This window comes from Synechococcus sp. MU1611 (assembly GCF_020514255.1).
Lineage (GTDB): Bacteria > Cyanobacteriota > Cyanobacteriia > PCC-6307 > Cyanobiaceae > Parasynechococcus.
In genome coordinates this window covers 1-17,063 of record NZ_VTLC01000004.1, presented here as the reverse complement: position 1 = coordinate 17,063, position 17,063 = coordinate 1, and the positions used below count along the sequence as shown (strand labels likewise).

General features: G+C 59.1%; 22 protein-coding genes and 1 tRNA gene. 9 read left to right on the top strand and 14 right to left on the bottom strand.

Going from position 1 to position 17,063, the window contains the following annotated elements; translation table 11 throughout:
* Nucleotide 1 precedes the first annotated feature (1 nt).
* The 4 genes from gatC to FZZ92_RS08880 are packed head-to-tail and all read right to left on the bottom strand — an operon-like array spanning nucleotide 2 to nucleotide 2,040.
* Complete coding sequence (gatC, locus tag FZZ92_RS08895; RefSeq protein ID WP_115094329.1) at nucleotides 2-295, bottom strand: Asp-tRNA(Asn)/Glu-tRNA(Gln) amidotransferase subunit GatC; 294 nt, start codon at nucleotides 293-295, stop codon at nucleotides 2-4.
* Nucleotides 292-1,080 (bottom strand): creatininase family protein, encoded by a 789-nt coding sequence (locus FZZ92_RS08890; RefSeq protein WP_115024974.1) that lies wholly within the window; start codon nucleotides 1,078-1,080, stop codon nucleotides 292-294. Before FZZ92_RS08890 ends, gatC begins: the two co-directional genes overlap by 4 nt.
* Before the next feature lie 43 nt (nucleotides 1,081-1,123).
* Nucleotides 1,124-1,267: a hypothetical protein gene (locus FZZ92_RS08885; protein WP_170952198.1), complete on the bottom strand. Its 144-nt coding sequence runs from the start codon at nucleotides 1,265-1,267 to the stop codon at nucleotides 1,124-1,126.
* Between the two features lie 41 nt (nucleotides 1,268-1,308).
* Complete coding sequence (locus FZZ92_RS08880; RefSeq protein ID WP_226398403.1) at nucleotides 1,309-2,040, bottom strand: queuosine precursor transporter; 732 nt, start codon at nucleotides 2,038-2,040, stop codon at nucleotides 1,309-1,311.
* Between the two features lie 28 nt (nucleotides 2,041-2,068).
* Between FZZ92_RS08880 and FZZ92_RS08875 the strand changes: the two genes are divergently transcribed.
* Nucleotides 2,069-2,710 carry a DNA-3-methyladenine glycosylase gene (locus tag FZZ92_RS08875; protein WP_226398404.1) on the top strand — a complete coding sequence of 214 codons (642 nt, stop codon included), beginning with the start codon at nucleotides 2,069-2,071 and terminating at the stop codon, nucleotides 2,708-2,710.
* Nucleotides 2,707-3,756, top strand: a complete 1,050-nt coding sequence (locus FZZ92_RS08870; RefSeq protein WP_226398405.1) for an aspartate carbamoyltransferase catalytic subunit — start codon at nucleotides 2,707-2,709, stop codon at nucleotides 3,754-3,756. The genes FZZ92_RS08875 and FZZ92_RS08870 overlap by 4 nt, the downstream gene beginning before the upstream one ends.
* On the opposite strand, the gene FZZ92_RS08865 is transcribed toward FZZ92_RS08870, so the two are convergent.
* The 5 genes from FZZ92_RS08865 to FZZ92_RS08845 form a co-directional block, all read right to left on the bottom strand.
* A complete protein-coding gene (locus FZZ92_RS08865; RefSeq protein WP_226398406.1) occupies nucleotides 3,696-5,210 on the bottom strand; it encodes an NAD(P)/FAD-dependent oxidoreductase in 1,515 nt (504 codons plus the stop codon). The genes FZZ92_RS08870 and FZZ92_RS08865 overlap by 61 nt on opposite strands.
* A 71-nt stretch (nucleotides 5,211-5,281) precedes the next feature.
* Nucleotides 5,282-5,662, bottom strand: a complete 381-nt coding sequence (locus FZZ92_RS08860) for a DUF565 domain-containing protein (RefSeq protein WP_226423024.1) — start codon at nucleotides 5,660-5,662, stop codon at nucleotides 5,282-5,284.
* A gap of 175 nt (nucleotides 5,663-5,837) precedes the next feature.
* Nucleotides 5,838-6,038: a hypothetical protein gene (locus FZZ92_RS08855; RefSeq protein ID WP_115024980.1), complete on the bottom strand. Its 201-nt coding sequence runs from the start codon at nucleotides 6,036-6,038 to the stop codon at nucleotides 5,838-5,840.
* A gap of 43 nt (nucleotides 6,039-6,081) precedes the next feature.
* A complete protein-coding gene (locus FZZ92_RS08850) occupies nucleotides 6,082-6,219 on the bottom strand; it encodes a hypothetical protein (protein ID WP_170952199.1) in 138 nt (45 codons plus the stop codon).
* 8 nt (nucleotides 6,220-6,227) lie between these two features.
* A tRNA-Ala gene (locus tag FZZ92_RS08845) sits at nucleotides 6,228-6,300 on the bottom strand.
* A 66-nt stretch (nucleotides 6,301-6,366) separates the two neighbouring features.
* Between FZZ92_RS08845 and FZZ92_RS08840 the strand changes: the two genes are divergently transcribed.
* Nucleotides 6,367-6,567, top strand: coding sequence for a DUF2555 domain-containing protein (locus FZZ92_RS08840; RefSeq protein WP_115024981.1), 201 nt, complete (start codon nucleotides 6,367-6,369; stop codon nucleotides 6,565-6,567).
* On the top strand, nucleotides 6,557-7,843 hold the full coding sequence (gene coaBC, locus FZZ92_RS08835; protein ID WP_226423023.1) for a bifunctional phosphopantothenoylcysteine decarboxylase/phosphopantothenate--cysteine ligase CoaBC: 1,287 nt from the start codon (nucleotides 6,557-6,559) through the stop codon (nucleotides 7,841-7,843). The genes FZZ92_RS08840 and coaBC overlap by 11 nt, the downstream gene beginning before the upstream one ends.
* Here coaBC and FZZ92_RS08830 read toward each other — a convergent pair.
* Nucleotides 7,816-8,085, bottom strand: coding sequence for a hypothetical protein (locus FZZ92_RS08830; protein WP_226398409.1), 270 nt, complete (start codon nucleotides 8,083-8,085; stop codon nucleotides 7,816-7,818). The two genes, coaBC and FZZ92_RS08830, sit on opposite strands and share 28 nt — an antisense overlap.
* A gap of 156 nt (nucleotides 8,086-8,241) precedes the next feature.
* Here FZZ92_RS08830 and FZZ92_RS08825 point away from each other — a divergent pair, with 156 nt between their 5' ends.
* From FZZ92_RS08825 to FZZ92_RS08805, 5 genes are all read left to right on the top strand, one after another.
* Nucleotides 8,242-9,072: a photosystem II manganese-stabilizing polypeptide gene (locus tag FZZ92_RS08825; RefSeq protein WP_166015594.1), complete on the top strand. Its 831-nt coding sequence runs from the start codon at nucleotides 8,242-8,244 to the stop codon at nucleotides 9,070-9,072.
* A gap of 111 nt (nucleotides 9,073-9,183) precedes the next feature.
* Nucleotides 9,184-10,356, top strand: a complete 1,173-nt coding sequence (sat, locus tag FZZ92_RS08820; protein ID WP_226398410.1) for a sulfate adenylyltransferase — start codon at nucleotides 9,184-9,186, stop codon at nucleotides 10,354-10,356.
* Nucleotides 10,357-10,399: 43 nt separating this feature from the next.
* A complete protein-coding gene (ftsH, locus tag FZZ92_RS08815; RefSeq protein ID WP_166015592.1) occupies nucleotides 10,400-12,250 on the top strand; it encodes an ATP-dependent zinc metalloprotease FtsH in 1,851 nt (616 codons plus the stop codon).
* Complete coding sequence (locus FZZ92_RS08810) at nucleotides 12,222-12,923, top strand: bifunctional 4-hydroxy-2-oxoglutarate aldolase/2-dehydro-3-deoxy-phosphogluconate aldolase (protein WP_226423022.1); 702 nt, start codon at nucleotides 12,222-12,224, stop codon at nucleotides 12,921-12,923. The genes ftsH and FZZ92_RS08810 overlap by 29 nt, the downstream gene beginning before the upstream one ends.
* A gap of 62 nt (nucleotides 12,924-12,985) precedes the next feature.
* Entirely contained in the window at nucleotides 12,986-13,453 is a 468-nt protein-coding gene (locus FZZ92_RS08805) for a hypothetical protein (protein ID WP_226423021.1), read from the top strand.
* Between the two features lie 25 nt (nucleotides 13,454-13,478).
* On the opposite strand, the gene aroC is transcribed toward FZZ92_RS08805, so the two are convergent.
* The 4 genes from aroC to FZZ92_RS08785 are packed head-to-tail and all read right to left on the bottom strand — an operon-like array spanning nucleotide 13,479 to nucleotide 16,853.
* Nucleotides 13,479-14,573: a chorismate synthase gene (gene aroC / locus FZZ92_RS08800; RefSeq protein ID WP_226398413.1), complete on the bottom strand. Its 1,095-nt coding sequence runs from the start codon at nucleotides 14,571-14,573 to the stop codon at nucleotides 13,479-13,481.
* Nucleotides 14,574-14,612: 39 nt separating this feature from the next.
* Nucleotides 14,613-15,071, bottom strand: coding sequence for a cupin domain-containing protein (locus tag FZZ92_RS08795; protein ID WP_226398414.1), 459 nt, complete (start codon nucleotides 15,069-15,071; stop codon nucleotides 14,613-14,615).
* Nucleotides 15,068-15,826, bottom strand: a complete 759-nt coding sequence (locus tag FZZ92_RS08790) for an aspartyl/asparaginyl beta-hydroxylase domain-containing protein (RefSeq protein ID WP_226423020.1) — start codon at nucleotides 15,824-15,826, stop codon at nucleotides 15,068-15,070. The genes FZZ92_RS08795 and FZZ92_RS08790 overlap by 4 nt, the downstream gene beginning before the upstream one ends.
* A 43-nt stretch (nucleotides 15,827-15,869) precedes the next feature.
* Nucleotides 15,870-16,853, bottom strand: a complete 984-nt coding sequence (locus FZZ92_RS08785) for a hypothetical protein (RefSeq protein WP_226398416.1) — start codon at nucleotides 16,851-16,853, stop codon at nucleotides 15,870-15,872.
* Nucleotides 16,854-17,063: the final 210 nt, after the last annotated feature.

The window sequence follows — 17,063 nt, the reverse complement described above, 5'->3', positions numbered from 1 at the left end:
TTCAGTCGGCGAGGATCTTTGGAACCCTGAAGAAGTCCCCCTCCCTCTGGGGCGCCTGACTGAGAATCTCCTCCCGCACAGGTGTTGGCTGTACTCCATCCGCCCGGGTGACATTGGTCACTTCAACGGCTCTTGTGGTTTCTGGAACGCCCTTGGTGTCCACCTCTTGGAGCTGACCGACGTACTCGAGGATCGATTCAAGCTGATCGGTGTAGGTCGCAATCTTCTCCTCGGGCAGATCAAGGCGGGCCAGATGGGCCACCTTGCGGACGTCGTCGCTGGAAATCTGGCTCATGACTCGCCGAGGAACGTGCGCAGATCCTCGCTCAGCGCGGTGGCGGCTGTCTCCAGCAAGGCATCGCCCTGCTGGGCAGTTGCCAAGGAGGGATGAGACCCCATGCGTCCATCGGGGTGACGGCGCCGGAAATCATCTGGTCCGTGAATCGGACCTGCCGGGGCGGGGTCGGGCAGTGGGCGCTGCTTGCTCTGCAAACTGGGCTCCACAGCGAGGGTGACAGCGATTTCGCTCGGTGTGGCGTGATGCCCTTCTTTGTCGCCATAGAGATCGCGGGCCTGGCGCATCACGGGTCCCGCCATGAACCAGTTGGCCAGACGACAACGCAGTTGGGGGGCGACCGGAAGATTTCGGGTTGTGGCAGTGCCGTGGGCCTGGGCAAAAGCTGCTTTGGCTGTTGCAATGTTGCCGCCGTGGCCATTAATCACAAACACCCTTTCAAAGCCATGTCGCCCCAGGGACAACACCAGGTCATGCAGCACGGCCAGAAGTGTGGCTGGCTGCAAGCTCATCGTTCCAGCGAAGCCAAGGTGGTGTTCTGCCATGCCGAAGGCCTGGGCTGGGGTGACCAACACGCCGGTGCGACGGCCCACTTCGAGGGCGACTGCTTCTGCGGTGAGGGCGTCGGTGCCGATCGCTCCAGTGGGACCGTGCTGCTCGGTGGATCCAAGGGGAATGATCACGCCTTTGCAGTCTTGGAGGTAGGTCTCCACTTCAGGCCAACTGCGCAGGGCCAGACGAATGGTGTCCGTGCTGTCGACAGGACCGGGAGTTGCAGCGGTCATTCAGGCTGAGCCAATGACCTGATGATCGCTCAATCTCAGCCGATCAGTGGGCGGTTCCGTTGCCGTCGTATTTGTCGGTGTTGTAGTAGCCACCGCGTGTCCCGAAAAACAGGCACGCCAAAGGGAACAGCACGATGCTGCCAAGAAGCACAGTGCCGAGGTTGAAGCTGGAGGTGGCTGCGTCCATCAACTGGCCTGAATTGAGCTCAGCTTGGCGTGGATGCACCGCTAATGCATCGCTGACTTGGTTTCTGTTGTGAGTTCGCGTCCTTCTCCGGGAATGTCGAGCCACGCCCTCAGCCATGCCGTGAGCCAGATGAACGGCAGTGTGTCGCTCAGCGCCGCCAGCACCTTGAACAGGTAGCCGCTGCCGATGAAGCTGATCAGCTGCGGCAGCACGGACCGTTCCGGTTGCACAGGAAGCACATGGGCGCCGTAATGGCTGATCAGCACCACGGCACTGGTGTCCACCAGCTGACTCACCAAGGTGGAACCGTTGTTGCGCAGCCAGAGGGCTTTGCCTTTGGTGCGCTGTTTCCAGAAGTGGAAGAGCCGCACATCCACGAATTGCGCCGTGAGATAGGCCACCATCGAGGCGCCCACTGAACCGAAGCTGAGTTGCTGAATGGTGCGGAAGGTGCTGTCGTCGCTTCCGCTCATGGCTGGCAGCACCCCTCCCAGCCAGAGAATCAGCATCACCCAGCCGTTGAGCAGCAGCCCGACCCAGACCACTTGATTGGCTTTCTGCTCACCCCAGATTTCGCTGATCAGATCGGTGCAGAGGAAGGTGATCGGATAGGGCAGTGCGCCAACGGCTACCACGATCGGCCAGCCTCCAATGCTGCCAAGTTGAAGGAATCGGGTCAGCCCAAGGATGTTGAGCATGCCCAGGGTCCCCAGGAACAGGCCTGCCAGCAACAGAAACACCCCATCACGCCGTGCCTGGAGGTTGCTGTCCAAAGCCTGCAGAGTTCAAGCTGGAACCAGCGTGGCCGCCAGCCGGCAGGCTGTCATCGATTTCGTTTCGCTTCCGCTCAGTTTCTTTGCGCGTCCAGCTCAGATCGTGGGTCCTGAGTTGGTCGGTTGCAGGTTGGTGAAACGCCAAGACGATGGACGCCTTCTCTGGGGCGTGATTGTCGAAACTGAGGCGTATTCCCAGGACGACCCCGCCTGTCATGGTTATCGGCGCAGGACGCCTCAAAACGAAACCCTGTTCGGTGAGCCAGGGCGGTTTTATGTGTATGTGAGCTACGGCATCCACCACTGCGTGAACGTGGTCACCGATCGGGGGGAGTGGGCCAACGGTGTGTTGCTGCGCGCGGTGGCCCTTCCTGATGAACCGGAGCGGATCGCGGCAGGCCCCGGTTTGCTCGCGCGACGTTTTGGGCTTGATCGCAGTGATGACAGTTGTCCGGTGACGGGCGAACATGAGGTGTGGATGGCCCTGAGGTCAGACACGTTTGCCAGCCAGGATCTTGTGACCACAACGCGGATCGGCATCTCCCAGGGCGCAGCAACCCCGTGGCGCTGGTATCTGCGGAGTAGTCGCAGTGTCAGCAGGCGAGCCCGGGGTGATCGCATGCCACCCAAGGCACAGTGCTGGACGCCATCGCTGGAGCAACCTTCATGAGTGGCTGGCCGCATCGGCATGTTCTTGATCTCGCGTCGTTCTCGCGAGAAGACTTCGCTGCGGTGCTTGAGCTGGCCCAGCGGTTTCGTTCGCTACCGATCACCGGTGCCCGAAAACTTCCTGCGCTGCAAGGCCGCTTGGTGGCCACGCTGTTCTTTGAACCAAGCACCCGAACCCGCAGCAGTTTTGAGCTGGCGGCCAAACGTCTGTCGGCAGACGTCATGAGCTTTTCACCCTCCAGCAGCTCTCTGAGCAAAGGGGAAAGTGTTCTCGACACGGCGCGCACTTACGTGGCCATGGGTGCCGACGTGTTGGTGGTCCGCCACCGCTCTACCGGTGTGCCTCAGCAACTGGCGTTGGATCTGCAGCAGATGGGTGAGCGCACTGTCGTGCTCAATGGCGGTGATGGTCTCCACAGCCATCCCAGTCAGGGACTGCTGGATCTGCTCACCCTTGCTCGGCATTTCTCCCCTCAGCACCCCATGCCGGAAGCGCTGCAGGGGCGTCGCATTGTGATTGTCGGCGATATTCTTCACTCGCGGGTGGCACGTTCCAATCTCTGGGCTTTGACGGCCTGTGGAGCTGACGTTGTGTTGTGTGGCCCGCCGAGCCTCGTCCCAGAGGATTTTGTGGCCTTCGTTGATGCTCCGCCCCCAGGTCTGCTCAAGGATCCGGTGCCGCAGCGGGGCAAGGTCAGCGTGATGCGGCGCCTGGAACATGCGTTGCCAGGAGCAGATGCCGTGATGACCCTGCGGCTTCAGAAGGAACGGATGGGCCAGCAGTTGCTCACCAGCCTGGAGCGCTACCACCGCGACTTCGGACTGAGCCATGAGCGCATGCAGCTCTGCGGTCAGCATGTTCCAGTTCTGCATCCTGGTCCGGTGAACCGAGGCGTTGAATTGACTGGGTCGCTCTTGGATGACCCACGCGTCAGCCTTGTGGAAGAGCAGGTCAGGAACGGCGTGCCCACCCGGATGGCCTTGCTCTATTTAATGGCTGCCTCTGAATCCGCCACGGAGGCCTCCTTGGTGTCGAGCAGCTCCTGAGTTTGAGGGAGACCAGAGAGTTGGTGGGCGTAGTAGTCCATCGCTGCCTTGAGGGCGGCATCGGGTTCGGCGATTGACGGGCCCGTTCCGCTGGCCATCGGGAAATGAGCATCTTCTGCATCAAGGGCAAGATGCTGGCTGGGCATGCCTGTGAGCAGAACGGAGGCACGTTGCCGGGTCGCCAGGGCATACAGCCATTTGATGCTCAAGGTGATTCGGTTCTCTCGGTTTGGTATCAAGGCCAGGTGAACGATGGCCCACAGCAGCAGGCCCAGCCGTCCTGAAAATTTGAAGCCATGCAGGTCGGCAACGGCACTGCCATGAACCACAGCCATGCTGCCGAAATCGACGTAGCGAAACGTGGGGCGGGCGTGTCCTGCCACGATCGCTGCGATGTCCTTGCCGATGAACGTGCCGGCCTGTTTGGCAGGAGCCGCCATTCCTGGAAGCGGCTTGCCATTCACGGTGTGGCTGTAGCTGGAGAGATCTCCTGCGATCCGGATCTCAGGGTGGCTTGGGATCGAGAAGTCGGGGTTGACCACGACCCGTCCACCGCGATCGACCTCGCAACCGGTTGCATTCGTCAGCTTCTGCCCCAGATGCGATGCCTTCACGCCAGCGGTCCAGATCACCGTTGCAGCTTGGACCCGAACGTCTCCATTGGGTCCACCGATCACAACCTCTCCGGGCCGCATGGTTTGGACGCGGCTCTCCGGCATGTATTCGATGCCATCTTGTTCCAAGGCTTTCAGGGCCCTTTCGGAGAGCTCCGCCGGCATCGCTTTCAGCACCCTGTCGCCGGGATCCACCAACACGATCCGCGTTTTCTGGGGATCCAGCTGCTTGAACGCATCCTTCAAGGCCCAACGCATCAGCTCTGAAACGGCACCAGCCATTTCGCAGCCACTGGGCCCAGCTCCAACGATCACAACCGTTTGCAGGAATTGGCGAGCCTTGGGATTCGGTGTCTGTTCTGCCTGCTCCATCGCCATCAGCAGACGGCGACGTATTTCTTCGGCGTGTTCGAGGATTTTCATTGGGGGCGCAAATGTGCGCCAGTCCTCATGGCCGAAGTAGGTGCTGCCCGACCCTGTCGCCAGGATCAGATGGTCATAGCTGTAGGTCTTGCCGTTGAACACGATCTGCTTGCCCTCTGGGTTCACCGTGGTGACTTCACCCAGCAGCACCTGGACGTTGTCTTGCTGGCCGACCAGTTCGCGTAGAGGCGTGGCCACGTCACTTCTTGAGACCAATCCGGTTGCCACCTGATACAGCAGCGGCTGGAACAGGTTGAAGTTGCGCTTGTCAATCAAGGTGATGCGCACATCGGCATTGGCCAGGGCCTTGCAGGCATGCACCCCGGCAAAGCCGCCGCCGACGATGACCACATGCGGGGCATGACGCAAGCGCTCGGCAGGTGGTTCAAGCTCCAGGAAGTAATGGTTGCTTGCCATCTGCAGCCCGGAGGATTCTTCCCGAAGGGTATGAACCGCAATCTCTTTTGTCTGCTTTGAACTCTTCCGCTTCAGATCAGCTTGAACCCTTCGAGAAAAAGACCGTAGAGAAAGCCAATGCGACCAAGATCCAGCAGTTGCTGCGGCAGTTTCAGCGAGGGCTTTGAACTGCGTCGTCGTCGAATCGTGAGTTCAGCACCCAGCACCACCAGAAGTGCAGCCACTGGGTCCATTTGACTGAGAGCACCGGCGACGGAGGTGAGCGCGCTACCGATCAGAAATCCGATCAGGCCTGCAAGGGCCAATAAAGACAATCTCCGCCAGGGATTGCGTGACCAGCGATCCAGTCTCTGGATTGCTGTACCAACGTTGGTTTGCAATCGGGTGGATTGGAGCCGTCGCACGGCATTGATTTCGGGGGAAGAGGCAGGGTTGAATCCAGTGATCCCCATCACCCGGCCATGCCCCTGCCGCATCCTGTCTACACCACACCTAGGCAGTGTGCAGGCATCAGACACTACTGATAGCAGATTTCAATAAAAAACCCGGGACGAGCCCGGGCCAAGTGATGGGGACTGGCGAAGCAAAGCCAGCGTTGGAGGCTTTGGCAAGAGGTTGCGCTTCAGGCTATTTAGTCTCAGCTTTCGCTTTTCTGGACGCTTTGCCTTCGAGGAGCTCCAGCAGCGCTTCCATTTGCGCCATCACACCCCGCACTTCGCCAGCCTCGGGGAGTAAACCGTCTTCCATCACGCCCTGGTGCATTTCACGCAGTTCCTGGCGGATGTAGCGCAGATGACTAACGACCTGCTCTCGCTTCGATTGCGACATCGGCTACAGGGGATTACTTAACACCCTTTTACCTCATAAAGGGTCACATCCGGCGTGATGGGGCGCGACTTATCGCACCGGCAGCGGCAAGGAGTGCAAAGGTCAGGAGGGCTGTTGGTCGTGCCACGGTGCTGAACAGCACAAGGACGAACAGGCCGATCAGTGGAAGGCGACGCTGCAAAAACGCAGTGGAGAATAGGGGATTCGAACCCCTGACCTCTGCGGTGCGATCGCAGCGCTCTACCAACTGAGCTAATTCCCCGGATGGCTAACGCTAGCTGGCACAGCCTGCGTCAAAATGTCATCAATAGCGTCTGATGACTGCTTGATGCTCACGCAGGAACGGCTGGATGCTTTTGACGAGACGTCGACGGCAGAACTTGCCCGTCGCCTCGAAGAGGACGACTATCCCTCGCCATTCGACAGCTTGTCTGACTGGCACCTTCTTCGTGCGCTGGCCATCCACCGCCCCGAACTGATCCTGCCTTACCACCACCTGGTGGACCAGGAACCCTTCGATGAGGACTGACAAGGCGTCTTCGCTCTACGGGCGGCGTGTGCTGGTGGCCGTCAGCGGCAGTATTGCTGCGGTGAAAACGCCGTTGTTGGTGAGTGCCCTGGTCAAGGCTGGCGCAGAAGTTCGCTGCCTTGTCACCCCGAGTGGTGCTGCGTTGGTGAGCCCCGTTGCTCTGGCAAGCCTGAGCCGCCATCGCTGTTACCTCGAAGCGGACCAGTGGAACCCCACGGCGCCCCGGCCGCTTCATATCGAATTGGCCGAGTGGGCGGAGTTGGCCATCGTCGCGCCCTTGAGTGCAAGCAGCCTGGCGCGCTGGAGCCAGGGTTCAGCGGATGGACTGCTCGCCAGCGTCTTGTTGGCAACGGAAGGTCCGGTCATCGCGGCTCCCGCAATGAACACCGCCATGTGGCGCCATCCTGCGGTGCAACGGAACTGGCTGCAGATCCAAGACTTTCAAGGAGTGGTCCCTCTGTTGCCGATGTCCGGTCTTCTGGCCTGCGACCGCGTCGGTGATGGGCGAATGGCTGACCCGACCTTGATTCAGTTGGCGGCGGAATCTGTCTTCAGCCGAGGCCCTGATGCTCCTGTCGCTACCTGTGATTGGTCGGGGATTTCTCTTCTGGTCTCGGCTGGACCAACTCAGGAGACCATTGATGCGGCCCGTTTTTTGAGCAACCGCAGCAGCGGTCGAATGGGAGTGCTCATGGCGCAAGCTGCACGGTTCAGAGGGGCAACCGTGCAGTTGGTGCATGGTCCGTTGGATCTCCCCGATGCCTGGCTTGAGGGGTTGCAGTGCACGCCGGTCGAGAGTGCGGCTCAGCTCAGCTCAGAACTGCAACTGGCATTGCCGACGTCTGATGTGCTTGTGATGGCTGCCGCTGTTGCTGACCTTCGGCGGGAAGCTGGCTTTGAGGAAAAAATGCCCAAAAAGCAGCTTCAGGATGTTTTGTCGTCCGGTTGGACCGAAGTGCCTGATTTGCTGTCAAATCTGACCCGTCAACGCCGGCCTGGACAGTTGGTTCTCGGATTCTCAGCGCTAACAGGTGATGACACGCATCTGTTGGAGAAGGCTGAAAGCAAGCGCCTGCAGAAGGGCTGTGATCTGATGATGGTGAATCCCGTAGACCGTGATGGTCAGGGTTTTGGTGACCAACCGAATGGAGGTTGGTTGTTGGGGGAAGGTTGGAACCGGAACCTGCCTGTGACGACAAAGCTGACGCTTGCCCACCAGCTGTTGGATGCCTTGTTCAAGCTTCGAGATCAGGCCGCGGCGTTGGTGGATTCCTGACCGAGCAGGTCGATGAAGGTGCGCAGCTGAAGCCTTGGGATGTAAGGCCAGCCGCCGTTTTTCTCCATGCCCTGCAGCAATGTGAACAATTTCTGGCGGTTTTCGGGAAGGCTCTGGCGGAATGGACCGTCCTGAACATCCCGATGCAGGGCTTCAAGTTCGCGCAGCAGGATGAGAAGTGCTTCCGGATTTCCCCGCAACTCTTCTGCCAGCTCGCCCAGGGCGGCCAGCGAAGGAGCCATCCTTTCCTTGGTCGAGGCTGGATCGTTTGAGGTCACGCGCTTTCGACAAGTTGTTTAGAGCTGCAAAAGGCTAGCCCTGTCGCCATTTTTCGCCCTGTAGGATCCTGATTCGACGGCATTCCGTCCCCATTAGCGTTCAGCCGACTGGCTTTTTCCATGCGCATTCGTCCTCTGCTGGCCGTCGTGCTGGCGCTCTGCCTCGCGTTTTTCACCACGGCCTGTAGCGGCGACAGTCAAGCTGTTCAGCGTGGTGCCTCCAATGTCACCTACGACGACATCCACAACACCGGCAAAGCCAACGATTGCCCCACCATCGGGGACTCAGCTCGTGGCTCGATTCCTTTGACTGCTGGTGGGAGCTACGAGCTGCGCGAGATCTGTATGCATCCCGTTCAGGTCTACGCCAAGGAAGAGCCCAAGAACATTCGTCAGCAGGCTGAATTCGTCGAGGGCAAGATCCTGACCCGCTACACGTCCAGTCTCGACTCTGTCTTCGGAGATCTCACCGTCACAGAAGCGGGGCTCCAATTCCAGGAGAAGGGCGGTATCGACTTTCAGCCGATCACTGTTCTGGTGCCCGGTGGTGAGGAGTTCCCCTTCACCTTCTCTAGTAAGTCACTCAATGCCACTGCTGAAGGTGCTGCTCTGACCACCAGCACAGACTTCGAAGGCACCTATCGCACGCCGAGCTACCGCACCAGCAACTTCATCGATCCCAAGGGTCGTGCACTCACCACTGGTGTTCAGTACGCCCAGGGACTTGTCGCCCTTGGTGGCGACGACGAGAAACTCGAGAAGGACAACAACAAGCGTTATATCGATGGCGTTGGAACAATGAGCCTCTCCATCACCCAGGTCGATCCTGAAACAGGGGAATTTGCTGGCGTCTTCAGCGCCATCCAGCCCTCCGACTCCGATATGGGTGGTCGTGAAGTGGTCGATATCAAAATCACCGGCGAGCTGTATGGCCGCCTTGAAGAGGCCTGATCGCACGCACCAACCACAACAGGTTGCGTTTGGGGGCTTAGGCCCCCTTTTTTTTGATCCGTTGCAATCCTCCGCTGATCTGGGAGAATCGCCCGATCTTTCTCTGCAGCCATGACCGCCAGTGCTTCCGCTCCCGCCCAGCGATCCGGTGTGATCGCTCCCTACGGCGGAACTCTGGTTGATCTGATGGTGGCTGATGCGGATTGTGCCGCCGTGAAAGCCTCCGCAACCAAAACGATCGAGTGCTCCGATCGCAACGCTTGCGATGTTGAGTTGCTCTGCGTTGGTGGTTTCTCACCCTTGCGTGGGTTCATGCACCAGGAGGACTACAACTCAGTCGTCAATGGTCATCGTCTTGCTGCAGGTCAGCTGTTCGGCCTGCCGATCGTCATGGACACCGACCGCGATGACGTCACGGTCGGTGACACATTGCTGCTGACCTACAAGGGCCAGAATCTGGCTGTTCTCGAGGTGGAGGACAAGTGGGAGCCCGACAAAGTGGCCGAAGCCAAGGGTTGCTACGGCACCACCTCCATTGAGCATCCTGCGGTGCGGATGATCACGATGGAGCGCAAGCGCTTCTATCTGGGTGGAAGCCTCAAGGGTCTCGCTCTCCCCGAGCGGGTGTTCCCCTGCAAGACCCCGGCAGAGGTGCGGGCAGGGCTGCCTGAAGGTGAGGACGTGGTGGCGTTCCAGTGCCGCAACCCTATTCACCGCGCTCACTACGAACTCTTCACCCGTGCTTTGCACGCACAGAACGTCAGCGACAACGCTGTGGTGCTGGTCCATCCGACCTGTGGCCCCACGCAGCAGGACGACATCCCCGGTGCCGTTCGCTTCCAGACCTATGAGCGTCTTGCGGCTGAAGTCAACAACGACAGCATTCGCTGGGCCTATTTGCCCTACGCGATGCATATGGCAGGCCCGCGTGAAGCCCTTCAGCACATGATCATCCGCCGCAACTACGGATGCACTCACTTCATCATTGGTCGCGATATGGCGGGCTGCAAATCGTCTCTGACCGGTGACGACTTCTACGGCCCCTATGACGCTCAGAACTTCGCCAAGGAGTGTGCGCCCGAGCTCACGATGGAAACGGTTCCTTCGCTGAACCTCGTTTACACCCAGGAAGAGGGTTATGTGACGGCGGAGCACGCCGAAGCCCGTGGCCTGCACGTGAAGAAGCTCAGTGGCACCCAGTTCCGCAAGATGCTGCGCGGCGGGGAGGAAATTCCCGAATGGTTCGCCTTCAAGAGCGTGGTTGAGGTGCTCCGCGCTTCCTGAAGACTGAGAACACGTTAACATTCCTTCATCTACGAGGCGACCTGTGAACAAGCGTTGGCGAAATATCGGTCTCGGGGCCCTTCTGGTCTTGGCGATCGTTGTGATTGCACCAGCGTTCATTGGTGGTGGTGGTGGCAGCCAGCCCCAGGTGAACACCATGCGCTACAGCGAGTTCGTTGAGGCGGTGAAGGATGACCAGATCAGCCGTGTGCTGATTGCGCCCGATCAGGGCACGGCTCAGGTGGTCGAAAACGACGGCCGCCGTGCCCAGGTCAATCTGGCTCCAGATCGTGAGCTGCTCGGCTTGCTGACCGAACACAGCGTTGATATCGCTGTTCAACCCTCTCGCCAGACACCTGGTTGGCAGCAGGCAGCTGGAAGCTTGATCTTCCCGATCCTTTTGCTTGGCGGTCTGTTCTTTCTCTTCCGTCGCGCCCAAGGCGGTGGCGGCGGTAATCCCGCCATGCAGTTCGGCAAAAGCAAGGCAAGGGTCCAGATGGAACCCTCCACCCAGGTGACCTTCACCGATGTTGCCGGGATTGAAGGCGCGAAGCTTGAACTCACTGAGGTCGTCGATTTCCTCAAGAACCCCGATCGCTTCACGGCTGTCGGCGCCAAGATTCCAAAGGGTGTCTTGCTTGTGGGCCCTCCGGGAACCGGTAAGACACTGCTTGCAAAAGCAGTTGCAGGGGAAGCAGGTGTTCCTTTCTTCTCGATTTCCGGTTCTGAGTTCGTCGAAATGTTTGTCGGCGTTGGTGCTAGCCGCGTTCGCGATCTCTTCGAGCAAGCGAAGAAAAACGCCCCTTGCATCGTCTTCATCGACGAGATCGATGCTGTCGGTCGCCAGCGTGGCGCAGGCCTCGGTGGTGGTAACGACGAACGCGAGCAGACGTTGAACCAGCTCCTCACGGAGATGGATGGCTTCGAAGGCAACACCGGCATCATCATCGTGGCGGCCACCAACCGCCCTGATGTGCTGGATGCAGCTTTGATGCGCCCCGGTCGTTTTGATCGTCAGGTCACTGTTGATCGCCCCGATTATTCCGGACGTCTACAAATTCTTGGTGTCCACGCCCGTGGCAAAACGTTGGCCAAGGATGTCGATCTCGACAAGGTTGCTCGTCGGACACCCGGCTACACCGGTGCTGATCTGGCCAATCTCCTCAACGAAGCCGCCATCCTCGCGGCCCGTCGTGAACTCACGGAAGTGAGCAACGACGAGATCAGCGATGCCATTGAACGGGTCATGGCTGGTCCGGAGAAAAAAGATCGGGTGATGAGCGAACGTCGTGCACGTCTTGTCGCCTATCACGAGGCAGGTCATGCTCTCGTGGGTGCCCTGATGCCTGATTACGACCCTGTCCAGAAGATCTCCATCATTCCCCGTGGCAATGCTGGTGGTTTGACATTCTTCACCCCCAGTGAGGAGCGGATGGAGTCGGGTCTGTATTCGAGGGCTTACCTCCAGAACCAGATGGCTGTTGCCCTCGGTGGTCGGGTCGCTGAAGAAATCGTTTACGGCGAAGACGAGGTCACCACGGGTGCCTCCAACGATCTGCAGCAGGTCGCTTCGACGGCACGTCAGATGATCACCCGCTTTGGCATGAGCGACGAGTTGGGGCCAGTTGCACTGGGTCGTGCTCAGGGCGGCATGTTCCTCGGCCGAGATATTGCGGCCGAGCGCGATTTCTCTGAGGAAACCGCCGCGATGATCGATAAGGAGGTCTCTGAGCTGGTGGATGTGGCTTACAAGCGCGCCACCAAGGTTCTCGTCGACAACCGCGTCGTTCTTGATGAATTGGCGGAGATGCTCGTTGAGCAGGAGACTGTTGATGCTGAAGAGCTTCAGGAGCTTCTGATCAAACGTGACGTCCGGGTCGCCGAATACGTCTGATTTCGATTCGTCATCCAACCCTTGGCTGGTGCGGCAGGAGCTCTTCGTGGCATCCCTGCAGCACCAGCCTCTTTTATTGGTCGTCAGGCCTGAACCCGACGATCTCGGGCCTTCAGCATCGGGATCCGTTCTGTTGGATCAAGTGCAGCAACTTCACGCTGCAGGTCTGCGCCATCTCGAGGTGGCCTGGCTGAATCAGCCGGGCTGGGGCGAGTTCATGCAACGGGTTCAGGATCAATGTCCCGGTTTGAATCTGGGAGCGGCTTCGGTGACCTCTCCTCAGGCGCTCAATGATCTGTCATGCCTAAACCTCAGCTATGCCATGGCTCCCTGCTGGTCTCCAGACCTAGTGGAGCAAGCCAGGGAGGTTGGACTCTTGTTGGTGCCTGGCGTCTTTAGCCCTACGGAAGTGCATCAGGCCCTGCGCTTCGGATGTCGTGTCGTCAAGCTGTTTCCAGCAGCCAACCTTGGGCCCGGGTACTGGCGGCGATTGCATGCGCCTCTCGGCCCCTTGCCCTTCGTGATCGCTGCGGGTGGCCTTGAGGTGGGTGATATTCCTGTCTGGCTTGAGGCTGGTCATGGTGCCGTGGCCTTGGGGCGCAAGGTTGTGGGCTCGCCGCCTGCTTTCCAAGCACTTCTCGACTGGTTGCGCCAATCGACAACTCAGGCTTGATGCCACCGACTTGTTGACATGCGTCCAAGATGCTACAGATGAGATAGCTATCTAACTGCGTCATGTCGCAGCTCACGATCAAGCTCAGCGACAAGGCCGATGCCCTGATCGCTCAGCTTCAAAAGGAGATCTTCAATCGCCGGCGCAAAAAGGTTTCTGCTGCAGGGGTTGTGGAGACCTTGGTTGAAAGTGGTGCAAAATCGCAGTCAGACAAGCGCTTTGCCACGTCCTGGACGAATTTGATCAAGGACATCGAGAAGGCAGCCAAGCTCTCCTATGCCCACGGCAGCAAACCCTCCACTCTCAGTGATGAGGAATGGGCTCTCGTGCTGAGCCATCGCAGTCGTGCCACGACCGGTAAGGCACGCCGGACGGTGAAGAAAACGATGGCTGCCAAAAAACCTGCCTCAGCCAAGGCGCAGGCCAGCAAAAAGCCCGCTCGACGCACTCGGACCCGCAGCGCGGCGAAGGCAAAAAGCGTTGGAGCGGTCGTTAGCTCCAACGGCAGTTCAGCTGTTGCTTCCGTCTGACGTCACTTGAGCTGACGGGAGCTGCTCACCAAAGGCTGCATTGCCCCTGCTGCCTCAACAGGTGATCAGCAAGAACGAGCGCCACCATGGCCTCCACCATCGGCACGGCCCGGGGCAGAACACAGGGGTCGTGCCGTCCTTTCCCCGCAAGCGTGGTGGCCTTGCCATCGGAATCGATGGTTTGCTGCTCTTTGCGGATCGTCGCCGTTGGCTTGAAGGCCACCCGGATCACAATCGGCTCGCCATTGCTGATTCCCCCTTGGATGCCACCGGAGTTGTTGGTTGCGGTCTTCAGACGACCATCGTCGCTCGGTAGGAAGGCATCGTTGTGCTCGCTGCCCTTCAGCAACGTGCCATCGAAGCCGGAACCAATTTCGAATCCTTTGGTTGCGGGCAGCGACATCACCGCTTTGGCGAGATCGGCTTCAAGCTTGTCGAACACCGGCATTCCCAAGCCAATGGCGGGATGGCGCACCACGCATTCGATCACCCCACCGCAGGAATCTCCTTCGCGGCCGATGGCTTCAATCCGCTGAATCATCTGCTCGGCCACCGCTGGATCCGGACAGCGCACGATGTTGGATTCCACGTCGCTCAGCTGAACCTCCTGCGGGTCGATCCCGGAGGCTTCGATGTTGTGGATCCTCTTGACCCAGGCCAGGATTTCAGTCCCTGAGGACTGTTTCAGCAGTTGCTTTGCGATCGCACCCGCAGCGACGCGCCCGATCGTTTCCCGTGCTGACGCACGACCTCCACCGCTGCGCGCCTGGATGCCGTATTTGGCTTGATATGTGGCATCGGCATGGGATGGCCGAAAGGCGACCGCCATGTCCTTGTAATCCCCTGGCCGTTGGTCCTTGTTGCGCACGACCATGGCGATCGGGGTCCCCAGGGTGGTTTCTCCATCCAGTAGGCCACTGAGGACTTCCACCTGATCCGCTTCTTTTCGCGGGGTTGTGATGTGGCTTTGCCCAGGCTTCCGTCGATCCAGGTCGGCCTGAATTGACGCGACACTGAGGTTGAGCCGTGGTGGACAGCCCTCCACAATCACGCCCACTCCTCCCCCGTGGGATTCACCGAAGGTGCTGATCCGGAAGAGGTCGCCGAAGCTGCTGCCCATGGCCATTGATCGATGCGATGAGGCTACGAAGCCATCGGTTCAGATCAACTCCGGATGGGGCAATTTCAGACGGTCTGTCGTGGGTTGTTGCCGAGCCATCTCGAAATCCAAGAAGTCAAATCCCGGACCAACACAACAGCTCACCAGGGTGTACTCACCCATACTGCGCGCCGCCTGCCAGGCATTGGCTGGAACCACTTGGACAGGGTTTGATGCATTCAGTGGGTCCCGTTGCAGCGCTGTGCCATTCGCCTGGCACTGAAAGAGCTCCAGAGTGGCTCCATCAATGTGCGTCCAGGCTTCGTCGGCACCGATTACGCGATGCCAGCAACTGATGGCACCGGCTGGCAGCAAAAAGAGAATGGCCGTCAATGCCGATCGCTCGGCCCCGTCTTGGCGTTGAACCTGCTCCGGGCTGCGATGCAACTCGCGGTACCAACCTCCCTCCGGATGGGGAATCAACTGCAGCTGTTGGATCAGGGTCTCCACTTGGTTCATTGCAGACCTGCGCGCTGGCGCATGTTCTGGACGTGCTGCCAGATCTGAGCCACCCAGAGGAAGATCCAGCTCATCCCGATCAGCCAAATCGGTTGATCCTTGCGAAAGACGTCGAACAGCAACACCACTCTTGGCTGGTTGGAGCGATTGATGGCTGAGTGCAAGAAGGTGTCATCCCAGAGAAATCCCTCACCTTCCTTCAGGTAATAGTTCTGCCCATCAATCATCAGCTCGCAGGAACTTCGGCCATCACCAAAATTCTCCACATACAAAGGCAGGTGATACCTCCAAACCCCTTTGAAGGGCCCTTTGTGAGGCCTCAGCACCTTCCCCGGGGGGAACAGGCTCACGGCAGCTGAAACGACGTAGGGGTGGTGCTGCAGAAAGTTCCGCAGAGAAGGGATCAGCGCCTGATTGGCGGGGTAGTTGTAGCCATAGCCCCGCAAGGGGAGCATTCCCCAGACCTTGCGGTCGAATTCATACAGCGTGCGCTGCTGTTGCATGATTTCGTGGTTGGCCGGCAGGCGCCCCGATAGGGCGACCTCCAGAGTTTCCTGACGGATCTGCTTGTAGGACTCCAACAGCTGCCGATGGGCTGGGAAGCCCTCGTCCGCTGCAACCACCGCTGGATTGTGCAGGGATTGTTCGTAGCACCAGCGTGCGATCTCACGCCAGAACCGGTAATGCCATGGACCCCAGCGAATCACGCGTTGGATTGGATTGCGTTGTTTCCGCTTGGCCGTTGGGCTGCTCACGCTCTGCCGCTTCTCTTGACCGAGGAGCTTTGCATGCTGATGTCTACTTGGGTGGGATCAAGGCCCTCAGCGTGCGCCAGCCCCGCCGCAGGGTTGTGGCCCAGTCATCGCTGCCGCGGCGGATCAGCCGCGTGGAGGGATAGAGCGGGGTGGTTTCGCCGAGATCGGGCCAGTTGGTGATGGAGCCGTTGTCGAGAATGACAGCGCAGGGAATGCCTAAGGCACCAGCCAGATGCGCTGTGGTGTTGCTGATGGTCAATACGCCGCGTACTCCGGCCACTTGTCTGGCGAATCCATCCAGATCAACCATTTGGTCGATGGATTGTGATGAGCGAATGCGTTGTCCACTCAGCTCCCGTAAGGCTTTGATGCGAGCCGGTTTCTCCAGGTATTGAAGCGACTGAATCGGTTGTCGAATGGTCCGGAGAACTGAAGCCCAGTCTTCGACAGCGGGCATTCGATCTTTCTTGTTTCTTGATTTGGAAAACCAGCTGATGCCGATGCCTTTGGGTTCCTCCTCTGGGGTTGTGGGAGCCTTCAGTGTTCGGAAGCCATGCTGCAGCTGTTGTTCATCGGCTCCAAACCAGTAGGCAAGCCGTTCTTGGGCTGCCATGTGGGATAGCCCGACCTGGTTCTGTCTTCCATCAGGTCTGCAGCAGACAACCCCAGGGAAGCTCCTTTCGATGAGTGGATGGAGTCGTGGATCCGTTAAGACGACGACCTGGGCGACGTGGGCCTTCAGGTCACCGATAAATCTCAGGATCCGCAACTCGTCACCCAGATCCCGGGTGGTTGGCAGCACAAGAACTCCCTCGCAGCTCTCGTCTGGACCTGGCCAAATCGGGAGTTGGTGATCGGTGGTTGCCTCAGATGCCCGTGCCAGAGCGAACCAGCAATCCCTGTAGCAGCGGGCCCGCTCAAAGCGGTTACCAATCGTGCGAAGACGGCTCCACTTTTGAGCTGCTATCGCTGTCTCAGCCTGCTCGGAGATGACCTGTCTGGTTGCGTTGCTGGCTTTGTTGTCCATGCCAGGTCGCTATTGATCGGAACCTTACGGAATCAAGGCGAGCAAGAGCAGCATCACAACAAAAAGCCCCCACCTTGCGGCGAGGGCTTTCCGATTCAGTTGATCTGAATCGTTTGATCTGTTCCAGAAGGAACAGGTTGATTCCAGATCAACCGATGGCAGGAGCCTGCAGAGCCACAGGAGTGGACTCAGCAGCAGCCAGGTCGAGGG

Coding starts and splice junctions, on each gene's coding strand:
- gatC (WP_115094329.1), bottom strand. CDS start 295: ATGAGCCAGATTTCCAGCGACGACGTCCGCAAGGTGGCCCATCTGGCC.
- FZZ92_RS08890 (WP_115024974.1), bottom strand. CDS start 1,080: ATGACCGCTGCAACTCCCGGTCCTGTCGACAGCACGGACACCATTCGT.
- FZZ92_RS08885 (WP_170952198.1), bottom strand. CDS start 1,267: ATGGACGCAGCCACCTCCAGCTTCAACCTCGGCACTGTGCTTCTTGGC.
- FZZ92_RS08870 (WP_226398405.1), top strand. CDS start 2,707: ATGAGTGGCTGGCCGCATCGGCATGTTCTTGATCTCGCGTCGTTCTCG.
- FZZ92_RS08865 (WP_226398406.1), bottom strand. CDS start 5,210: ATGGCAAGCAACCATTACTTCCTGGAGCTTGAACCACCTGCCGAGCGC.
- FZZ92_RS08860 (WP_226423024.1), bottom strand. CDS start 5,662: ATGGGGATCACTGGATTCAACCCTGCCTCTTCCCCCGAAATCAATGCC.
- FZZ92_RS08855 (WP_115024980.1), bottom strand. CDS start 6,038: ATGTCGCAATCGAAGCGAGAGCAGGTCGTTAGTCATCTGCGCTACATC.
- FZZ92_RS08840 (WP_115024981.1), top strand. CDS start 6,367: ATGCTCACGCAGGAACGGCTGGATGCTTTTGACGAGACGTCGACGGCA.
- coaBC (WP_226423023.1), top strand. CDS start 6,557: ATGAGGACTGACAAGGCGTCTTCGCTCTACGGGCGGCGTGTGCTGGTG.
- FZZ92_RS08830 (WP_226398409.1), bottom strand. CDS start 8,085: ATGGCTCCTTCGCTGGCCGCCCTGGGCGAGCTGGCAGAAGAGTTGCGG.
- FZZ92_RS08825 (WP_166015594.1), top strand. CDS start 8,242: ATGCGCATTCGTCCTCTGCTGGCCGTCGTGCTGGCGCTCTGCCTCGCG.
- sat (WP_226398410.1), top strand. CDS start 9,184: ATGACCGCCAGTGCTTCCGCTCCCGCCCAGCGATCCGGTGTGATCGCT.
- FZZ92_RS08805 (WP_226423021.1), top strand. CDS start 12,986: ATGTCGCAGCTCACGATCAAGCTCAGCGACAAGGCCGATGCCCTGATC.
- aroC (WP_226398413.1), bottom strand. CDS start 14,573: ATGGGCAGCAGCTTCGGCGACCTCTTCCGGATCAGCACCTTCGGTGAA.
- FZZ92_RS08795 (WP_226398414.1), bottom strand. CDS start 15,071: ATGAACCAAGTGGAGACCCTGATCCAACAGCTGCAGTTGATTCCCCAT.
- FZZ92_RS08785 (WP_226398416.1), bottom strand. CDS start 16,853: ATGGACAACAAAGCCAGCAACGCAACCAGACAGGTCATCTCCGAGCAG.